The organism is Pseudomonas sp. A39, assembly GCF_058145955.1.
On sequence record NZ_JBYVMD010000017.1, the window covers coordinates 26,427 to 46,877 of the forward strand.

General features: G+C 57.0%; 16 protein-coding genes. 11 read left to right on the forward strand and 5 right to left on the reverse strand.

Annotation, left to right across the window (positions count from 1 at the left end; genetic code table 11):
- Nucleotides 1–10: 10 nt before the first annotated feature.
- A complete protein-coding gene (locus tag AC3ZU9_RS15120) occupies nt 11–631 on the forward strand; it encodes a hypothetical protein (RefSeq protein WP_330211927.1) in 621 nt (206 codons plus the stop codon).
- 24 nt (nt 632–655) lie between these two features.
- Nucleotides 656–2,632 carry an SDR family NAD(P)-dependent oxidoreductase gene (locus AC3ZU9_RS15125; protein WP_490090911.1) on the forward strand — a complete coding sequence of 659 codons (1,977 nt, stop codon included), beginning with the start codon at nt 656–658 and terminating at the stop codon, nt 2,630–2,632.
- A gap of 9 nt (nt 2,633–2,641) precedes the next feature.
- Here AC3ZU9_RS15125 and AC3ZU9_RS15130 read toward each other — a convergent pair whose 3' ends face one another.
- A complete protein-coding gene (locus AC3ZU9_RS15130; RefSeq protein ID WP_490090912.1) occupies nt 2,642–3,688 on the reverse strand; it encodes an AraC family transcriptional regulator in 1,047 nt (348 codons plus the stop codon).
- Between the two features lie 221 nt (nt 3,689–3,909).
- On the opposite strand from AC3ZU9_RS15130, the gene AC3ZU9_RS15135 reads away from it, so the two are divergent.
- Genes AC3ZU9_RS15135 through AC3ZU9_RS15145 form a run of 3 tightly spaced genes read left to right on the forward strand, consistent with a single transcriptional unit; the run spans nt 3,910 to nt 6,521 of the window.
- Complete coding sequence (locus AC3ZU9_RS15135; protein ID WP_490090913.1) at nt 3,910–5,334, forward strand: flavin-containing monooxygenase; 1,425 nt, start codon at nt 3,910–3,912, stop codon at nt 5,332–5,334.
- Nucleotides 5,324–6,193 carry an SDR family NAD(P)-dependent oxidoreductase gene (locus tag AC3ZU9_RS15140; RefSeq protein ID WP_490090914.1) on the forward strand — a complete coding sequence of 290 codons (870 nt, stop codon included), beginning with the start codon at nt 5,324–5,326 and terminating at the stop codon, nt 6,191–6,193. The genes AC3ZU9_RS15135 and AC3ZU9_RS15140 overlap by 11 nt, the downstream gene beginning before the upstream one ends.
- A 16-nt stretch (nt 6,194–6,209) precedes the next feature.
- Nucleotides 6,210–6,521 (forward strand): Mpo1-like protein, encoded by a 312-nt coding sequence (locus tag AC3ZU9_RS15145; protein ID WP_490090915.1) that lies wholly within the window; start codon nt 6,210–6,212, stop codon nt 6,519–6,521.
- Between the two features lie 66 nt (nt 6,522–6,587).
- Here the strand turns inward: AC3ZU9_RS15145 and AC3ZU9_RS15150 are convergent, their stop codons facing one another.
- Together AC3ZU9_RS15150 and AC3ZU9_RS15155 are read right to left on the reverse strand one after the other, a co-directional pair.
- Nucleotides 6,588–7,580: a CobW family GTP-binding protein gene (locus tag AC3ZU9_RS15150; protein ID WP_490090916.1), complete on the reverse strand. Its 993-nt coding sequence runs from the start codon at nt 7,578–7,580 to the stop codon at nt 6,588–6,590.
- Complete coding sequence (locus tag AC3ZU9_RS15155; RefSeq protein WP_490090917.1) at nt 7,570–9,171, reverse strand: amidohydrolase family protein; 1,602 nt, start codon at nt 9,169–9,171, stop codon at nt 7,570–7,572. The genes AC3ZU9_RS15150 and AC3ZU9_RS15155 overlap by 11 nt, the downstream gene beginning before the upstream one ends.
- 318 nt (nt 9,172–9,489) lie before the next feature.
- Between AC3ZU9_RS15155 and AC3ZU9_RS15160 the strand changes: the two genes are divergently transcribed.
- The 6 genes from AC3ZU9_RS15160 (at nt 9,490) to gabP (ending at nt 17,311) form a co-directional block, all read left to right on the forward strand.
- A complete protein-coding gene (locus tag AC3ZU9_RS15160) occupies nt 9,490–10,728 on the forward strand; it encodes an MFS transporter (protein ID WP_490090918.1) in 1,239 nt (412 codons plus the stop codon).
- A gap of 210 nt (nt 10,729–10,938) precedes the next feature.
- Nucleotides 10,939–13,848: an FAD-binding and (Fe-S)-binding domain-containing protein gene (locus AC3ZU9_RS15165; protein ID WP_490090919.1), complete on the forward strand. Its 2,910-nt coding sequence runs from the start codon at nt 10,939–10,941 to the stop codon at nt 13,846–13,848.
- A 174-nt stretch (nt 13,849–14,022) separates the two neighbouring features.
- A complete protein-coding gene (locus tag AC3ZU9_RS15170; protein ID WP_490090920.1) occupies nt 14,023–15,255 on the forward strand; it encodes a pyridoxal phosphate-dependent aminotransferase in 1,233 nt (410 codons plus the stop codon).
- A gap of 11 nt (nt 15,256–15,266) precedes the next feature.
- Nucleotides 15,267–15,458 (forward strand): hypothetical protein, encoded by a 192-nt coding sequence (locus tag AC3ZU9_RS15175; protein ID WP_490090921.1) that lies wholly within the window; start codon nt 15,267–15,269, stop codon nt 15,456–15,458.
- A 35-nt stretch (nt 15,459–15,493) separates the two neighbouring features.
- The gene (locus tag AC3ZU9_RS15180; RefSeq protein ID WP_490090922.1) at nt 15,494–15,775 is read left to right on the forward strand and encodes a hypothetical protein; all 282 of its coding nucleotides are present in this window, start codon (nt 15,494–15,496) and stop codon (nt 15,773–15,775) included.
- Nucleotides 15,776–15,877: 102 nt separating this feature from the next.
- Nucleotides 15,878–17,311, forward strand: coding sequence for a GABA permease (gabP, locus tag AC3ZU9_RS15185; RefSeq protein WP_152748527.1), 1,434 nt, complete (start codon nt 15,878–15,880; stop codon nt 17,309–17,311).
- A gap of 69 nt (nt 17,312–17,380) precedes the next feature.
- Here the strand turns inward: gabP and AC3ZU9_RS15190 are convergent, their stop codons facing one another.
- Both AC3ZU9_RS15190 and AC3ZU9_RS15195 read right to left on the reverse strand, forming a co-directional pair.
- Complete coding sequence (locus AC3ZU9_RS15190) at nt 17,381–18,742, reverse strand: aminotransferase class III-fold pyridoxal phosphate-dependent enzyme (RefSeq protein WP_490090923.1); 1,362 nt, start codon at nt 18,740–18,742, stop codon at nt 17,381–17,383.
- A 205-nt stretch (nt 18,743–18,947) separates the two neighbouring features.
- The gene (locus tag AC3ZU9_RS15195) at nt 18,948–20,423 is read right to left on the reverse strand and encodes an NAD-dependent succinate-semialdehyde dehydrogenase (protein WP_490090924.1); all 1,476 of its coding nucleotides are present in this window, start codon (nt 20,421–20,423) and stop codon (nt 18,948–18,950) included.
- Nucleotides 20,424–20,451: the final 28 nt, after the last annotated feature.

The following is a 20,451-nucleotide window of genomic DNA, read 5'->3' on the forward strand; positions in this document are numbered from 1 at the left end:
GGTGAGCGTGATGCAGGCTGTACTGCGGCAACAATGGCTGGAAATCCGGCAACGGCTGGTGGGTCTGGTGCAGGAAGGGAGCAGTTTTTCCTTGCGCATACCGGGCGAGCAAAGCATGTGGTGGGGCCAGTTGGATGACTTGGCCCCCACTCATGTCGATTGGCCGGTGCATGTGCTGGGTGACAGCCAGACCCACCACGCGATCTACCGTGCCCGGAGTGACGTCGGCGCCATTTTGCTGGGCGGAGGGGACTTCGCCCAGCGCTTGGCAGACTTTGGCGGGGTCATGCCCATTCTGTTTGATGAGCAGGCACGGCATATTGGCCACATGGGTGCGCCGGCGGCGTCAGTCCACGACATTCCCGGTACCTTGCAGCGGGGCGGCAATGCTGTGTTGATCAAGGGCGTGCCCGCGACCCTGGGCACCACCGGTACCCGGATGGCGATGAATGCGCAGCTGTTTGAAAAGTGCGCCAAGGCGTTCACCCTCGCCAAGGCCTCCGGTGCCAAGATGACACTGCTACCTTGGTGGGTAGTGCGAGTTGCCAACAGCCGACTGATGAAAGATGAGCAACGTGCAACGCAATGTTTTGCCCGAGGCGAGATTCCGCCCGAGAACCGTGGTTACTGAAAACCCTTCAAGAGGTGTAACGCCATGCACATGTCGTCCGCTGTTTCCCGTAAACACTTGAGTGTCGCCTTGGCGCTGGGCTCGATCGCCGTGCTGATGGTGGGGCTGCAACCCTTGTTGCTGGGAGAGTTGCTGGCGCAAAACCGCCTGACACTTGAGGGCGTCGGCTTGGTTGCAATGGGCGAAATTCTCTCGTTGGGGCTGGGTGTCGTCCTGGGCGATTTATTGCGCTCCGTGTTCAGCCTGCGCCAGCTTACTGTCGTCGCTATCCTGGCGGCATCGGGTATGGACCTGGTTACGGCTAATACCACCGGGGATGGCGCACTGGCAGTGGCGCGGGCCTTTGCCGGTCTGGCCGAAGGTTTGCTGTTATGGGGCACCGTGAACCTGATCGTCCAAGGCCCGGCACCTGACCGCGTGGCGGGGGTGTTCATGGTGGTGCAAACCCTTGGCCAGGCATTGGTGGCTGCGGTGTTGGCGTATTGGGTCCTACCTATTCAGAGCACCTCGTCTTATGGTTTTGTGTTCCTGGGTACGCTGACGGCAGCTTCTTTGTTGTTGGTCCGGTGGCAACCCATTCGGCTGGCCAATCAGCAAGCACAGCGAACGGATGATGCCGGGTTCGGTTGGGGTCTTAATCACCTGTTATTGCTCGGGCTGGTCTTTATGCAACTCAGCGCGATTGGTGGGCTTTGGGCTTATCTTGAGCCGTTAAGCAAATACGTGGGGCTTGATGCGCAAAACGCACAACTGCTGATCTCCGGTACCTTGCTCATGCAGGTATTGGGCGGTTGCCTGGGTATCGTCCTGGTACGCCGGGTCTCGGACTTTTCGTTGTTGGCCGTCGCCGCCGTTTTGTTGGGCGGCATCGCGCTGGGTATGTATTTTTCTGCGGACATGGGCGTCAGGGTATTTCTGGTGCTGTGCGGCGCGTTTGGCCTGGTCTGGCTGATGCTGACACCCTTTCAGGTACGTATTGCTCTGCAACTTGATCCTTCGGGGCGAGTTGCCGCGTTGGTGCCGGGCATGCAGCTGTTGGGGTGCGCTTTCGGGCCCTTGATGGCGTCACAATGGGTGGTGGGGGAGAACGCCGAGTACGTGCTGTTGGTCAGTGCCGTCTTCTCGCTGATTGCATTGACGTTGGTCGGCTTGCTTCGCCGGTGCCCGGCAAGCAAGCGCGTCAGCTTTGCACGCAAAGTGGTCCTGGTGGTGGGGGCGTCCTCAGGCATGGGGCGCGCTCTAGCGGTGCGTCTGGCACAGGAAGGCGCCTGGGTTGTGGCCACGGCCCGGCGCAAGGAGCTGTTGAACGACCTGCAACTGGAAATCACGCTCCAGGGTGGCAAATGCCTGGTCTCGGCAGTGGACGCCCTGGATGAGCATGCGGCGGCCGATCTGGTGGGTGAAATTGTCGAGCTATACGGTCGTCTGGATGTGGTCGTACTCAATGCCGGCGGCGCACCTGCGTTGGATATGCGTGAGATGAATGCGTCCGACGTCACTGCATATATGCGCTCGAACTATGATGTGGTGGTCAATTATCTGTTCCCCGCCCTGGAGCATATGAGTCTCCAGGGGCATGGTTTTGTCGTGCACACCAATTCACTGGCGGGGTTCCTGGGGGTGACGTTGCAGGGGCCATATAGCGCCGCTAAGGGTGCACTGCGCTTGTTGATTGATACATGTCGCATTGAGTTTGGTAACAGAGGTATTCGCTTTCTATCGCTCTACCCAGGGTTTGTGGCCACCGCTAAAACCGCAAACGATGGCATGCCGGCACCGCTGGAAATTTCCGAAGCGGCAGCCGTCGATCACATGCTCTACGCCATGCGCAGCCAGCGCTGGGACTACTTGTTTCCTTGGCCGATGAGGTGGCTGATCCGTTTGGCCAGAGTTCTGCCCAAACCGATCACGCTCTGGGTATTGCGTCGAGAGTTGCCGGTGCTGGCCAATGACAGCAGCGCGTCTTCACCCGGGATCGCCTTCAAGAACACCTCGACATAAAGTCTGACGTCAGGTGGTGCGCTGCGTATTCGGCAACGCACCCGTCCAGCGTTTGAAGGCGCGCCTGAAGCCTCGTGCGTCGCTAAAGCCAATGGTGTGCGCAATGTCAGCTATCGACATACGGGTGTTTTGCAGTAAGTCACAAGCACGCTCGTGCCTGATTCGATCCAGCAGCCCGCTGTACGTCACGCCCAGGTCCGTCAGGCGACGACGCAGGGTACGCTCGCTCATGTTGAGCTCCTTGGAAAATGTCTGTAGCGCTTCGGGATCGTCGAGGTTGAGGCGGATATGACTGGAGAGGGTTTCGATCAAATCATTTCGTGAACCAACTCTGTTCATCAGCTGATCCAATTTCGCCCGCAATGGTCCACACGCCATGTCGTCATAATCCGGCAGGCGTGCGTTCAACCAATGGGCTTCGCAGATCAAGCGATTTTTCCCGGCCATGAATTTTATCGGGCAACGAAATTCGCGCCGATAGGCCTGGGCATAATTCGGGCGAGCGTACGACAACTCTACCCTGAGGGGGTTGAAGGCTGGCCCGATAAGCCGCCTTACCACGGACACTGCGCTCGAAAAGGCTTCTTCGATCAAGAAGGGCTCAATTTCCAGATCAAACACTTTGGGTTTGACCTCAATGATGAACTCATTGGGATGGACGCAGGCACGGTGCTCCAGTAACGCACCGGTATCACCTTGGTGTTCGAGACCGTAGGTGATGGCTTCACCCAGCGTTTTACAGGTCAGCATGGCGAGGCCCGCCAACCCCCACGACACCGGGGTCTGACGCGCGCCGGTAGATAGACCCAGCGCAGGGTCCTTGACCACTCGCTGCGTTCGAGTAATCAGCATTCGGGTTTGCCGATAAGACAACCGCATGTCCAGATCAAGCAGTTCGGCATAACCGAAGCCGAGCCCGCGACAAATGCGCTCTGTCGAGAGCCCGCTTTCCATTAACAGGCTGAACAACGCCCGCGCGACGTTGGGAACCACCACCGCTTCATTTTGTTGGGGATGCTGCTTCCAGTGCTGGGCAGCGGCTGCGGGTTCTAACATAGATCACACGCTCTCCATCAGAATGAGTCTGTAGACGATACCTTTCGGTCAGTAATCTAGCACCTCCCTTTCTGCTATTGCGGGCATAGCGGGTGATTTCCTGTGCGCGCAGCTTATCTGTCCTCCATGGTCCCCTGAATGGCCGCGAAAGGCTCATCGAAAGCATCGACTTCCCTTTAGATTTCGGTTCAACACTGAACTGGATATCCAAGGAAAGCGCTATGAAATTAGAACAAGACGCAGCGATTATCGACCGAGGAAATAGCGCCTGCATTATTGGCGCCGGGCCTGGTGGGCTGAGTGCCGCACGCGCACTCAAAGCAAAGAAAATTACGTATGACCAGTTCGAGCGGCATTCGGATGTTGGAGGGATTTGGGATATCACCAATGTCGGCACGCCGATGTACGATTCGGCGCATTTTATCTCGTCCAGGGATCTGTCGGGATTCGTCGGGTTTCCAATGCCCAGGGACTTTCCGGAATACCCCTCCCACCGTCAAATCGCGCACTATCTCAGGAGCTTCGCTGCAGCATTCGGGCTGCGTGAGTCTATTCAGTTCAGTACAACGGTGACCCTGATTAGAAAGGATCCTGACGGGCACTGGTCCGTCAGCCTGAGTGATGGTTCTACACGGCGATACCGTTGGATCGTGTTAGCGACCGGGACAAACTGGAAGCCCAACCTGCCAGCGTTTCGTGGTGAGTTCAATGGGGAAATACGCCATTCCAACTCGTTTCAATCCGGATCGGAATTCCAAGGTAAGAACGTGTTGGTGGTGGGCGCGGGAAATTCTGGCGCGGACATTTCCTGCGAGGCCGCCATTCACGCAAAACAAGCCTTTATCAGCATGCGCCGTGGTTACTATTTCATTCCCAAGCATGTGTTTGGTGTACCTGCCGATGTGTTTGGTGAAAATGGGCCGCACCTCCCTTTGTGGCTGGCCAGGCCTGTCTTCAAGTTCTTATTGAAGCTGCTTGTGGGAGACCTGACACGATGGGGCTTACCGAAGCCTGATCATCGTTTGTTCGAGACCCACCCGATCGTGAACTCGCAACTGCTGCATCATCTTCAGCACGGCAATATTGCGGTGCGTAAAAACATCGACCGGCTGGAGGGGGATTTCGTCATTTTTTCAGATGGTGCACGCGAAAAAATCGACTTGATTCTTTGTGCCACAGGGTTCAAATGGGGCGCTGAATGCGCTGCGCAGTTCTTCGAATGGAAGCATGGCAGGCCCCTGCTTTATCTGTCGATGTTCAGCCGCACTCACCGTAACCTCTGCGCCATCGGTTACCTCGACCAGAACTCCAGTGCTTTCAAGCTTTTCGATACCCAGGCGCTCACCCTGGCTGCGTATTTTCGGGCGCAGCTGGATGGGCTCGACACCGCGCGCCAATTCGATCAATTGATTCAGAGCGACGAGCCGGACCTCAGTGGCGGGATTCAGTTTGTTCAATCGGACCGGCATGCGGTTTATCTGGATGCTCGGTCCTTCACTGCTTACCTGGAGACGCTACGCACACGCATGCATTGGCCGCGCTTGACTGAAGATATGTATGCAGCCATCAAGCTCGATCAGCCTTTTCCAAAGAGCGCTGCTCCTGTGGTTCATGAAGTGCTGGGGGAGAGTCTGCATGGCAAGTAATACGTCATTCACGGGCTGGACAGCGCTGATTACGGGAGGCGCCGGTGGGTTGGGGCGGGCGATCGCGGCGGCGCTGATCGCCCGTGGTGTCAAATGCGTGCTGGTCGATATTGATGCGGTGCGCCTGGCCGAGGCCGCCACCGCCCTCGGGCCCCAGGCATTGACCTATCAGGCGGACCTTACCGATCGTGAAGCGCTTGGGGGGCTGGTGAACTATGTGAGTAGTGAGATCGGTCGCCTCGATCTGCTGGTCAATAACGCCGGGATATTAAGCAATATTCCATTCGAAACCAGGCCAATTGTATCGATTGCGCGTGAAGTCCAGCTCAATATGATGGTTCCTTTGGAACTGTGTCAGGCGTTTCTACCCTTGTTGCAACAAGCCAGTGACGGACGGGTTATTTCAATTGTTTCCTTAGGGGGATTATTTCCCATGCCGGAAACCTGCATTTATTCGGCAACAAAATTTGGCCTGCGTGGCGCCATGCTTTGCTTGGGGTTGGATGGCAAACGCTTAGGCGTAAAATTCACCATTGTGAATCCGTCCGCGACGGAAACGCCGATGCTGATGCGTGAGGCCATTGAAAATGGCAACAAGATGCAGTTTATGGACCCGCCTCAAATGCCCGCAGACGTGGCTAAAACCGTCATCAAAGCGCTGGAAAAACCTCGGCTGGAACTGTTCGTTCGTCCCAGTGAATCCTGGACTGCGCGGTTAGCCATGCTGGTGCCGGGAATTTTACCGTACATATTGCCCTTGTTCCGGCGCAAGAGCGAAAAGGGCCATCGCAACTACGTCGTGTCGCTCGAGCAGCGAGGGTTGATAACCAGAGATGGTGAAGGCTGGCGCCTGAAATGAGCCAAGGGGCAGTAATATGAACAGAGCAGAGAAGGGCGAAGCATTCGATGAGTTCTACAGGTTCTATCTGAGTGAACACCTGAATAGAACGTCACGTCGACTGCATTTTATCGGATCGACTCTTGCAGTCGTCCTGCTGGTAGTGGGCGTAGTAACCGGTGTGTGGTGGTTGCTGGTGCTGGCATTTATTGAGGCTTACACATTTGCCTGGGTCGGGCATTTTTTCTTCGAGAAAAACCGACCGGCCACTTTCAAGCACCCCTTGAAGAGTTTTGCTGGGGATTGGCGAATGTGGTGGGAAATACTGACGGGAAAAATACCGTTCTGACAGATGCTGGAAGATAGGCCGCCAGACGAAGTGTCTGGCCGGCCGGTGGATGAAGCAATCTGCCGCTCATGAGGCCCACTCTACGCTCAGATGCGTGCCGACACTGGAAAGCAACGCAACATCCCCATCATAAACGATGAACACGACGCATGTGCGCTCCGTCGCTGGGGCCGACAAGCGTCGCGCTGCTGAGAATGTCGTACCGACGCTTTGGAGTAAAATCGCGATGCCCTGTGGGTCATTCACCAGCGCCTTTATCCTCAAAAGCCGCTCGCCCAGCACGCTGGCAATGTTTTCCAACCAATCCTGTACATCTTCCCATTCCGGCTTGTCCAGCTGTGCATGAAGAACCTGGATGCGCGGATGCTGAACCCTTTGCGAGTCTATTGGCCGTGAGATGAAGGACTGAACGTGCCGCTCGGTGGGCCCGCTGATACAGGCCCAATTCATTCGTTTGTGTGGTTCGATTTCATTGATGACGGTCGCGAACGGATTCAGCCGTTTGACGGATTCAACGCGATGAGCGCTTACTGTATTTGAAACCAGATCTCCCTTGGTCAGTACGATCACCTGTGCGGCTGCCAACTGTGCCAACTCTGCTTGCGCATCAATGCTGGAACCTATGTCCCGGCTGCAATCGAGAGTTGAAACGACACTGACGCGCATACGCAGTTCTGCCAGTCCGGCCAATGAACGCATAACGGGTCCTGGCTTTGAAAGCCCGCTGCACTCCAGGATGATACGCGCCAAGGGGGGCGAGCCAGATCTGGCCCGGCTAGCGATAAGCTCTTCTACCGTAAACACCAGGTCATTGGTCAGCGAGCAACAAACGCAGCCGTTGCTCAGCGTCGCCATCGGCAGGCCTTGGGCGGAGTCGGACAAAATAGCCCCATCAATGTTGATAGCACCGGCTTCATTGATGATCACCGCCGTCGAGGTCGCCATGTTTGGGGCGGTGATGACCGCTTCAAGCAGGGTTGTTTTACCGCTGCCCAGCGGGCCTGCAAGAATGATGAACTGGGTGAGTTCCCAAGGCGTGCTGTGAGCGTCAGCGTTCATCACGGCTTTCTCTCTTCCAGGTGCGTGCGACCATGTCACGCACGTCAGCCAGGAGATCGGTCACCTCAAACAGGACCCCGGCTTTAATCGTGGTTTCAAGGGCACGATTCTGTTCCAGTGAGCGGGTGCTGTCGTTCAGCCGCAATGCACCGGTGCCATAAAGCAGTTTGAAATCCGTCATCGGATTTTGATTCAGGATCAGGATATCCGCTCTCTTTCCAGGTTCCAGCGTACCGGCTTCGTTGTCGATTCCCAGCAGCTCGGCGCCGTGCAGAGTGGCTGCGCGCAAGACCTCCTGGGGGGTGAAGCCGGCCTCTTGGAACAGCTCCAACTCCCGAATGAAACCAAAGCCGTAGATCTGGAACATAAACCCGGAGTCACTGCCGGGGCAGACACGGCCACCTCTGTTTTTGAACTCGTTCAGAAACTGCATCCAGATCGTGAAGCTTTCCTTCCACTCAAGCTCATTCTTGACCGACCATCGATAGAAATAGGCGCCGTGCCCGCCACGTTGCGGCTGAAAATAGTTCCAGGTGGTGCTGTCGGTGTATTGGTCATGCCATTCCGCACGCCGCGCACGCATCAGGTCGCGATTGGCATCGTATACATTCATGGTGGGGACGAATGTATGGCCGGCCTCAAGAAACGCCTCCAACACCTGGTTCCATTTCGAGCTACCCGGCTTGGCCGCCTGGAGGAAAGTTTGTCCGGCCGTGGCGAAGCGTAAGTACTCGTCGTTGTAGTTGTAGTCGTCGTCGATAAGGGCCAGCGTGCGCCCCTCCAATAGCGCTTCCGGCAATCCATAGGAGTGCTCGGTACTGGTCAGACCCCACTTGGCGGTGCGCAACGCATTCATCCGGCCGACCGATAGCTGGGCGTGGTGACAGCACGTGCGCAGGCCAAGTTTCTGCGCTTCGTCGAGGGCCGCTTCCATGACCGCGGGGGAGGCGCCGAAGAACTTCACGCCGTCAGCCCCTTTGTCCTTTACCTGGCGCAGCCATTCACGGCCTTGTTCGGGTGTATGGATCGCTTTCAGGTAATCATTCACCGCCGGAAAATAGACATAGGCATACAGATGCGGCGCTGCAATGCGGTTTTGCGAAGACGCCAGCTTTTGCTCACAGGTCCATGCCAGTCCGTTCATGCACCCGGCTTCGCGCACCGACGTTACACCATGAGCCAGCCACAGCTTGTAGGCGTAATCGGCGGGAAGCATTTGGCCATTTTCGCCATGAAATGGCGTGCCGACATGCGCATGGCAATCGACAAAGCCCGGGGTGATGAACTTGCCGGTGCAATCGATTTCGTGGTCGCCACTGGCGGGCCGTCTCATGGGGTTGATGGGCAGTCCGGGCACGCCGACGGCCGCGATTTCAACAATGCGCTCACCTTCGATCACAACGTCGGCAGGCCCCCAGGGCGGGGCGCCTGTACCGTCAATCACGGTGGCACCACGCAACACGAGGCGCTGGAAGGGGCCGTGCCCCCGATCATTGGTCGTGGCAGGTACGACTTGGCCAAGCCCTTTTTTCGCAAAGCCTGCGACCATCTCTTCGCCGACTTCGATGGCGGGGGTTACACGGTCTTTCACTGAATCCTCCCGGCGCCTCGCCCTTCAGCCCACCTGTGCATGGGAAGGGGGCGGGCTCAGATTGTTATTGAGGCACGTCATCAGAACGTGTTGTCAGCATAGATTTGCGCCGCTGGCGGGTTCTCCTATTTCAGGTGCTATTGCAGCAGTTTTTTTTCCTACTTGGCTCAGGTGACGCAGGTGTCGCCCAAGTGGGCCAAATGCATACACCCCCAACAACAAGATGGGCACGGCTTTTTCACTCGCGCGAATAGCTGAAAGCTCGGAGGCGTTATGACTACAGCACCGCTAGCAGTCCATTCCCAGGCACATGGATCAATGCGCCGCAAGGCCATCGTGGCCACCGTATTGGGCAATGGTTTTGAGTGGTTTGACTTTATGGTGTATGGCTTCTTTGCCATCACCATCGGCAAGCTTTTTTTCCCCACCGGCAATGACGTCACCTCGCTGATGCTCTCTGCCGCCACCTTCGGCGTCGGCTTCCTGGTGCGCCCCATAGGCGGAGTGCTCATCGGCATCTATTCGGACCGTTACGGAAGAAAAGGCGCACTGTCCCTGACGATCATTCTGATGGGGATAGGCACAGCCCTTATCGGGCTGGCACCTACTTACTCGCAAATCGGCATGGCGGCGCCCTGCATCATCGTATTTGCCAGGCTGCTGCAGGGGATTTCCGCGGGCGGCGAAATGGGGACCGCCACGGCGTACCTGACCGAACACGCTCCGGCGGGCAAAAAGGCCTACTACTCCAGCTGGATCCAGACCAGTATCGGTTTTGCCGTGCTGGTGGGGGCCTGTTTCGGCACAGGCATTACCCTCAACCTGAGCCCGGAGCAGGTCGAGAGCTGGGGCTGGCGCATTCCGTTTCTATTCGGCTTGTTGATTGGCCCTATTGGTTATTTTATTCGCCGCAACCTGGATGAGTCGCCTGCATTTCTGGAGGCGGGTGACAAATCCGAGACGCCCTTCAAGGACGTGATTCGGGAGTACCCCAAGCAGGCCTTTGCCAGTTTCGCCATGGTGGTGCTCTGGACGGTGTGCATTTACGTCATTCTGTTCTATATGCCGACCTACTCGGTGAGGGTCCTGCAACTGCCGCAATCAGCGTCCTTCATGGCTGCGATTGTCGGCGGGACAGTGATCTCGATCTGCTCACCGATTACCGGCTGGTTGTCGGACAAAGTGGGGCGCAAATGGCTACTGGGCGGAGCGTCTGCTGCGATGCTGGTGTTGGCCTGGCCGCTGTTCAATATGATCGTTTCGCAGCCGTCATTGCAGACGCTGTGCATTTTCCAGGCGGTGTTCGGGCTGTTGATCGCGACCTACACGGGGCCGATATTGGCGGCGTTGTCTGAAACGTTCCCGACCAAAGTGCTTTCAACCGGGCTGTCGGTGGCCTACAACCTGGCAGTCATGACGTTTGGAGGTTTCGCTTCGCTGATTTTGACGTGGTTGATTCAAGCGACGGGCACCGCAACCGCACCCGCCTTTTATGTGATGTTCGCCGCTGCTTTCAGCTTCCTTGGCGTCATGCTGGGGTATCGCCAGCCCAAATAACGCCTTTTCGTTGCTGGGCGGGCTGCGTTATGCGATCGGCCGGGCTCACACTTGGCGCAGTAGAGAAGGTTATTTCTTTCCTACTTTTCAGCCGTGGAGCCGCCGCCCGGCAATGCATAGGATGAATCATCGCTGAAGGCGCCGGCCGACGCCGGCGCAGCACCAGTCGTCACCCAATGCGTAGCCGCTGACACAACAATAGGCAACCTTATGACCTCCAGTACCGCCGCATCCATCATTGACCTGAACGTGCTGATGAAGCTTCGATCACAATTGGAGGCGCAAACCACTGCGGACATTCGCTTCGATGCCGCCACACGCGCAGTGTATGCTTCGGAGGCATCCAACTACCGCCAGTTGCCCATCGGCGTTGTAGTGCCCCGATCCATTGAGGATGTCATTACCGCCATGCGCCTGTGCCGGGAGGCAAACCTGCCACTGCTGCCTCGCGGGGCGGGCACCTCGATGTGTGGCCAATCGGTGAACGCTGCGGTCATCATCGACACGTCAAAATACCTGAACCGCATCATCGATATTGATGCCCAAAAGAGGATTGCCCGAGTAGAGCCAGGCGTTATCTGTGATCAGCTCAAAACGGCCGCGGCCAAACACGGCTTGACCTTCGGTCCGGATCCGGCCACCCACAGCCGCTGTACCTTGGGCGGCATGATCGGCAACAACTCCTGTGGTGCGCATTCGGTCATGGCCGGAAAAACGGTCGAAAACGTGGAGCGCCTGGAGATCCTCACTTACGACGGTGAGCGCTTCTGGGTAGGCCCGACAGACGAGGCGCAATACCAGGAGCACCTGGCCGCAGGCGGCAGGCGTGCGGAAATTGTACGTGGGCTCAAGGCACTGGCTGATCAGTACGGCGACGACATTCGCGGGATTTTCCCGACGATCAAGCGCAGGGTCTCGGGTTATAACCTCGATCAATTGTTGCCGGAAAATGGCTTCAACATTGCACGGGCCCTCGTTGGCGTGGAAGGCACCTGCGTGACGGTACTGCAAGCTGAGACGTTACTGGTCAAGAACCCCACCCATCGCCTGCTGGTCGTGTTTGGCTTCGAGGATATTTTCCTGGCGGCTGACTCTGTTCCCCAGTTGCTCCCGCTGGAACCCATCGCCATGGAAGGGCTGGACGATGGCATCATCGGCGGGTTGCTTGAGCGGGGCATGAAGGTCGACGATATTGCAGAGCTTCCGGCGGGAAATGCTTGGCTGATGGTGGAGTTCGGCGCCACCAATGACGCGGACGTACTGGCTGCAGCGACCAGGGCTCGGGATATCGCTGATTCATTGCCAGGGCGTCCCAGTGTGCGATTGGTCACGGATGCGGCGTTGATGAACCGAATCTGGACCATCCGTGAGACCGGTGCATCCGCGACATCCCTGGGGCTCGATCCAAACGAGCCCGATCCGACAGTTGGCTGGGAAGATGCCGCCGTCGAGCCGCATTTGCTGGGCCAGTATTTACGCGAATTTTCCCGGATCGTTGCCAACTATGGCTACAAGACCAACTTGTATGGCCACTTCGGTGACGGCTGTATCCATTCGCGTATCACCTTCGACCTCAAATCCCAAAATGGCATTGATACCTGGCGAGCTTTTCTGGACGAGGCCGCCCATCTGGTAGTGCGCTATGGCGGATCACTGTCCGGTGAGCATGGCGATGGCCAGGCCAAGGGGGAGTATCTGCACATCATGTACGGCAAAACCATCATGCAGGCCCTCGCTGATTTCAAGGCAATCTGGGACCCCCTGAATAAAATGAACCCCGGCAAGCTAATCCACGCCATGCCGGTGGACGCCAACCTGCGCATGGGGCCGGACTACACGCGCAAGGAGGTCAGCAGCCTGTTCACGTACGACGCGCGGCTGGGCGACAAAGGGTTTGCCAGGGAGACCGAGCGGTGCATCGGCATGGGCAAGTGCCGCTCGCCGGAAGGCGGGACGATGTGCCCCAGCTACCGCGCAACCAAAGAAGAGCGTTACTCTACGCGGGGCCGCGCCCGTTTATTTTTCGAATTGCTCAAGGGCGATGTGATCCAGGACGACTGGAACAACAAGGACATCAAGGACTCCCTTGACCTGTGCCTCAGTTGCAAGGGCTGCAAGTCGGATTGCCCGACCAATGTCGACATCGCACGTTATAAAACTGAATTCCTGTATCGACACTACCTGAAGAATTCTCGATCACTGATGGACGCCATGATTGGTCGCATTGGCGAGTGGCTGCCCGTCGCGACGAAGGTCTCACCCGTCCTCAATTACGCCATGGGCAACCCGCTGTTCAGGGCTGCAGGGGCGTTGTTTGGCCTGGCGCCGAGTGTCAAGTTTCCCAGGATCGCGGGCCAGAGTTTCAGGGCAGGCAAGACCGCCAGGCGTTTGCGTGAACATAAGGACGATGTCTCGGCAACGGATGTCCTGCTCTGGGTCGACAGTTTCAATAACGGGTTCACACCGACGGTGCTGGAGGCCGGGGTCGAGGTGCTGGAGAAACTGGGTTTTCGCGTCAAGCTCATGCAGCGGCATATCTGCTGTGGGCGGCCTTACTACGATGTGGGGATGCTCGATCAGGCCAAAGCCAATCTGGAAGCGATCTTGACGCAGTTGGACAAACCGCTGCGCGAAGGTATTCCGATTGTTGTGCTTGAGCCCAGTTGCCTGTCTGTGTTCAGGGATGAAATGCCCGGGCTTTTCCCGGATGACACCCGGGCAAAGCAATTGACTAAATCGTTGGTCACGCTGAGCGAGCTGATTCAAAACCACGCTATTGAATTGCCCAGAATCGAGGAAGACGTTCGCATCCATGGGCATTGCCATCAGAAGTCGTGCGGGGGGCTGAGCGCTGAGCAATCGGTCCTCAAGCAATTGGGTGATAAGGGCGGGATCATCCCGGCAGGCTGTTGCGGGGTCGCCGGAGCCTACGGCTACCACCTGAAAAGTGCGCCCATCGCCAAGATAATCGGTGAACAGGAGTTCAAACCGCACCTGGACAAATTGCCCGAGGACGCCCGAGTGGTGGCTGACGGGTTCAGCTGCAGGGGACAAATACGCAACGTCAGTGGCCGACAACCGATGCACCTGGCGGAGTACCTGGCGATGATTCTGCGCTGAAGCGTCCTATCCCGAATAGGATGCCGTCTTCGCTTATTCACCTGCGGAGTTTGAAGAATTAAAGCCCGCGATTGTTGATTCTATGAGCTGTACCGCATTTGGTTTCTGCGCTGCGGTGCCATCGACTTTGATCGTGCGAGGGCACCTCGTCGTTTACATAGGAAAGACTCGACCATGACTGAGACGAAGCCGACATTTCTAAATAAACACCTGGCGCGCGCTCAACCATCGGCGACTTACGGGATGATCGCTCGCGTGGCGGAACTTAGATCACAGGGCAATACTATTATTTCGCTCAGTGCAGGTGAACCGGACTTTGATACACCGGCCTCTATCAGCAATGCCGCGATTGACGCGATCAATGCCGGTTTCACAGGTTATACGGCCGTTGCCGGTATGCAGGCACTGCGCGAGGCGGTTGCAAACAAGTTTCGTGTTGAAAATGAGTTGGACGTAGGCTGGAAAGATACGATTGTTGGCAATGGTGGCAAGCACGTTATCTTCAATGCGCTGGCCTGCACGCTGAATGAAGGCGATGAGGTTATTATTCCCGCACCTTACTGGGTCAGCTATCCCGAAATGGTGTGCCTGGCTGGCGCCACGCCTATCATTGTGCCGTGCCCCCCTCACACCGGATTCAAGTTGACGCCGGCCTTGTTAAGGGCAGCTATTACGCCGGCAACGAAGTGGTTGATATTGAATTCACCGTCAAACCCGACCGGTGCGGTGTACAGCAAAGAAGAACTAAAAGCGCTGGCTGAAACCTTGCTGGATTACCCAGGGGTTTTAATCCTGTCCGATGATATCTATGAACACCTGATATTCGACGCCAGGCCGTTTTTTACGCTGGCTCAAGTAGAGTCACGCTTGCAGCCACGCGTATTGACGATGAATGGCGTGTCGAAAGCCTATGCGATGACGGGCTGGAGGATTGGTTTTGCCACTGGGCCCAGGTGGCTGATCGAGGCCATGGAGAAACTCCAGAGTCAGCAGACATCCGGTGCGTGCACCATCTCCCAATATGCGGCATTGGCGGCGCTGAACGGGCCGAAGGATTTCATTGCGCGCTCTCGTGGCGTGTTTGAGCGCCGTCGGGACCTGATGGTGCGGTTGCTCAACGCAACACCTGGTTTGTCGTGCTCATCACCTGCCGGTGCCTTCTATGCGTTTGCCGATTGTGAAGGGTTGCTGGGCAAGATGACGCCGGGCGGTCGGCTTCTGAACACCGATGAAGACGTGGCCTACGCGCTGCTTGAAGAAGCCCATGTAGCCGTCGTACATGGGGCGGCCTTCGGATTGTCACCCTTTATCCGGATCGCTTATGCACTGGACGACGCATCACTTGAGCAAAGCTGTAGCGCTATCGCCAACTTCTGCACATCGCTGAAAGAGTACAGCCACCGATAGGAAGATGACGTGTGAGCGAATTCGCGATCCTCAAGATAACTCAGGGTGAACTAACTAATCGCCACGAGTTGCAACCGGCCCTTTTTCGTCAGGTTATTGAAACATTATTGAAGATGTTGGCGCGTGGGGTAAAACCTGTAGTCGTTATACAGGCTGAACCGGGGGCGGCGATCTATTGCATGGGGGGGCTCCCGCTGCGCTAATTGAACAAACTCGGCTGATTGCACAGTGGGTCGCGGTGTTCAGTGAGTCCAATATCCTGAGTGCGCAACTGGTGGTGGAACGTTGCCGTGATGGTACTGATCGTCAACTTTTGCACGCACTTTCCACGATAAGAACCCTGGCGGATCTGGGTGTTATCCCTGTGCTTATTCATAACCAACTGACTTGGTTGACCGGTCGAGCCGAGGAGGTGCAGTGGGACATTGCCGAGTGCCTCGCCGATAGATTGCGAGCCACTATTGAAGCGCCGAAACGGGAGCAGGAACAGGTCATGGAACGCGACCATGTCATCGCCTGAGTGAAACCAAGTTCGAATATTTGGAGAACTATAAAACAATAATAGGGTGTCTTCGTGCACCCGGAATTTCACAACCTGCCTAATAAAAAAAACGGTGAATCTATGTCAAAGATACAAACAACCCTCGAGTCCGGAGGACAGGCCGGCTCTTCGCTTGCCCCTGGTCTGAAACAGCGGCATGTTACGATGTTATCGATTGCGGGCGTCATCGGTGCCGGGCTTTTTGTCGGTTCGGGTCATGCCATTGCGGCCGCAGGGCCTGCGGTGCTGCTCTCGTACCTGGCTGCCGGCACGCTCGTGGTGCTGGTCATGAGAATGCTCGGCGAGATGGCCGTAGCGTCGCCGGATACCGGATCTTTTTCAACCTATGCAAATCGCGCCATTGGGCCTTGGGCGGGATTTACCATCGGCTGGCTTTACTGGTGGTTCTGGGTGCTAGTGATTCCCCTTGAAGCCATTGCTGCCGCAGCGATCCTGCACAGTTGGTTTCCTGGTATTGATACGTGGATCTTTGCGCTTTCGATCACCTGCGGGCTCACCCTGACCAATCTCTACAGTGTGGCGCGGTACGGCGAGTTCGAGTTCTGGTTTGCCCTGGCGAAAGTGCTGGCGATCATCGCGTTCATCGTGGTTTGCGCCATCGCACTGGTGGGTGGGCTTCCTAATATTACGGTCAGTGGTATCGGTACACTGATCAACAACAACGGTGGGTTCGCGCCAAATGGATATGCCCCCGTACTGGGGGCCTTGCTCACCACTATGTTCAGCTTCATGGGCACTGAGATCGTCACCATCGCGGCGGCGGAATCTCATAACCCCAGCAAGCAAATTGCGCGGGCCACCAACTCGGTGATCTGGCGTATCGGTTTGTTCTACATCGTCTCGATCTTCATGATTGTGTCGATTGTCCCTTGGAATGATCCGGCCCTGGCTCTTGTGGGCTCGTACCAGCGCGCACTTGAGTATCTGCAAATTCCGAACGCGAAGTTTATTGTCGATATCGTAGTATTGGTCGCTGTTGCCAGCTGTCTCAACTCCGCTATCTACACCGCGTCGCGAATGCTGTTTTCGTTGGCCAAGCGCGGTGAGGCGCCAGCGTTCCTGAAAACGACGACGCTCGCCAAAGTGCCGCGCCAGGCGGTCATTGCAAGTACCGCCATTGGCTGCGTCACTACGATCATCAACTACTTCGCGCCGGAGCGCCTGTTCTCCTTCCTGTTGGCCACCTCCGGCGCGGTTGCGCTGCTGGTTTACCTGGTGATTGCAGTCTCCCAGTTGCGCATGCGTAAGAAACTGATTGCCCATGGGCACCGCATCAGTTTCAGAATGTGGTTGTACCCAGGGCTGACCTGGGCGGTGATTGTGTTCATCGTTGGCGCGCTGGGCGTGATGCTCACTCTGCCGGCGCATCAAGGCGAAGTCCTTGCCACTGCAGGGTTGGCAGCCTTGGTGGTGATTACCGGTCTGCTGGTTAAACGAGGCAGCCCGTCCCAGGCGTGGGTGCCTGACCGGGTCGTCCAGGAAGCGCCACGCTAACGCCGTGGTCATATGAAAAAGCCCAGGCCGTTATGGTCTGGGCTTTTTTGTGTGTTGCTGTTCCGTTCCCTAGAGCGTGTCAGCAGCCGTCTTCTCGATCGCATGTTTCAAGATGTCGATGAGCGTATCGACATCGGCCGTGGTGTAGTTCAGCGATGGTGCAAACCCCAGGATGTCGTCGGAGAAGGCTCTGAATACCAAACCTTCTGCAAACGCGCGCTTAAGGACTTTCTGCCCGAATTGCAGAGCAGCCGGAGGCTTTGATTTGCTCTGTTTATCGACCACGAATTCCAAGGCCGCCAACATGCCACGTCCGCGCACTTCACCCACGCAAGCCAATGACTCCAGTTGCTTGAGCTTGCGTTGAAAGTAAGCGCCAACGTCCTGGCCATTCTGCAGAAGACCACCGTCGAGATAGAGGTCGAGCGTTGCGTTCGCGATGGCGGCACTGACCGGGTGTCCTGCGTAGGTTTGACCATGCCCCAATGCTGTTCCGTCACTGCCGGCCGCGGCAATGGCGGTGTAGATTTCCTCGCCAATCAAGGTTGCGCCCATCGGCGCATAACCGGAGGTCAGGCCCTTGGCGAGTGTCATCAAATCCGGGCTGACCCCTTCCGACTCGCAGGCGAACATCGGGCCTGTACGCCCGAACCCGGTGATTACTTCGTCGACGATGAGCAGGATATCCAAGCGATCACACGCGTCACGCATCGCCCTTAAAAAGCCGGTCGGCGGAACGATTACTCCACCTGAACCTTGAATGGGTTCGCAGATGAAGGCCGCAACGTTCTGCGCGCCGATCTCAGCGACTTTGTCTTCCAGCGCCTTGACCATGCTGCGCAGCACCTGGCTCTCGTCCGGGCCTGCTGGATGCCGATAGGTGTAAGGGGAGGGTATGTGATGCTGTTCCTGGGTGGGCACATCGAAATAGCGGTGGAACAAGGGCAATGCGGTCAACCCGCTGCCATTGGACGAAGTGCCGTGGTAGCCGCGCTGCAACCCGATGAACTGCTTCTTTTGCGGCCGGCCAGTGGCATTGAAATAGTAACGAACCAGGCGAATCGCCGTGTCGACTGCATCCGATCCACCCTGGCCGAACACCACCCGATCCAGGCCTTTAGGTGCTATCGCTGCGAGCCGGGCTGCGAGCTGTATGGCCGGCTCGCTGGAGAAATGAAAATAACCCGTGGCGTAGGGCAGCGTCTCCAGCTGTTGCTGGGCCGCCCGCACAATGGATTGCTGCCCATAGCCGGCATTCACGCACCACAAACCGGAGAAGGCATCCTGTACCCGTTTGCCGTGAATATCGGTCAGATGGATACCTTCGGCCGACTTCCATATACAGGGCCCCATCGCTTCGTGTTCCAGCAATGCGGTGACCGGGTGAACCCAATGACGATCCTGGCGCACCAGGCGATCTACGTCGTGCATATAAACTCCAATGACTAATGGATGGATGAGATCAAACAGGCTGTGCACGGGCTTCCAGGTGGGACTTAAGGCCGTTCCGCGTGGAGGGCAGGAAACAACCGGCACAGCAGGGGGAGGGCGCAAATAGAGGTGTTATCGAATAGAGGCCAGTCATTACCGACCCCGTGGCACGGCAGCCGGTAATGCGCCCTTCAAGTGTGGTAAATCAATCCAGCCCGCCTTGGCAGGTGTATTTGATATGCATGTACTCTTCCAGGCCATGGGTGGAGCCTTCGCGGCCATAGCCCGAGTCTTTCACACCACCAAAAGGCGCTGCTTCGGCCGCCAGGGCACCTTCGTTGATCCCTACAATTCCACACTCGAGTGCTTCGGCCACTCGGGTGACTCGGCGCAGATCTGTCGTGTAGAAGTACGAGGCCAGGCCGAAGGGTGAATCGTTGGCCCACAGCAGCACTTCAGCCTCGGTGGTGAATCGGGTGACCGGCGCGACTGGGCCGAAGGTTTCCTCCTGGAAGCACCTTGAGGACTTATCGACATCGACCAACACAGTCGGCGCATAGTAGGTACCACTCACGCAGTCCTTCGACTGGATTCGCTTGCCGCCGGTTGCCACTCGCGCCCCGCGACTGACGGCATCCGCCACATGACTCTCGATTTTTTCAATGGCTTTGGCATTGATCATCGGGCCAATCTGCGAAGCGGGGTTTGTCGCAGGGCCAACTACCAGCGCGGCAACGCGCGTAGTCAGTTTGTCTACGAACGCGTCGTAAACGCCGTCCTGCACATAAATGCGATTGGGGCATACGCAGGTCTGACCGCCGTTTCGGAACTTGGCAACCATCAGGCCCTCGATGGCGTCATCAATCACGGCATCATCAAAGACGATGAAGGGGGCGTTGCCGCCCAATTCCAATGACAGCTTTTTAAGGGTATCGGCAGACGCCCGCGCCAGGTGCTTACCGACCGGAGTGGAGCCGGTGAAGGTAATCTTGCGAACCCTCGGGTCATTCAACCAGACATCAGCGACTTCCTTGGATTTCGACGTCACAACGATGTTCAAGACGCCAGGAGGAACGCCGGCCAATTCGGCCAGCTTGACCAGTGCCAGGGACGTCAAAGGGGTTTCTGCCGCAGGTTTGCACACCACCGTACAGCCTGCTGCCAAGGCTGGCGCGATTTTGCGAGCGATCATCGCAGCAGGGAAATTCCAGGGGGTGATCGCCGCAATGACGCCCACGGGCTCTTTATGCGCAGCCATACGCCGTCCGGTCGCTGGAGAAGGGATGATCTCTCCATTGGAACGTGTCGCCTCCTCGGCGAACCACTCAACGTAACTGGCCGCGTAAGCGACCTCTCCTACACCTTCTGCCAGCGGCTTGCCCTGTTCCGAGGAAATGATTTTCCCCAGGTCCTGGGCGTTCGCCAGGATCAAGTCGTTCCAACGCTTGAGGATGTTGGCACGTTGTTTCGCAGGAACCCTTTTCCAGTTCGTGAACGCCGCCGCCGCCGCGTCGACGGCAGCCTTGGCGTCAACTTCATCACTGTCGGGAACAGTGGCGTACACGTCGCCCGTGGCCGGGTTGATTACCGGCAGTATGTTCTTGCTGCGGGCATCGCACCATGCGCCGTCGATGAAGTTCATCTGGAGCAATAATTCGGTATTTTCAAGAGCGAAAGACATGTTACCTCCATAACATAATGACAGTTCA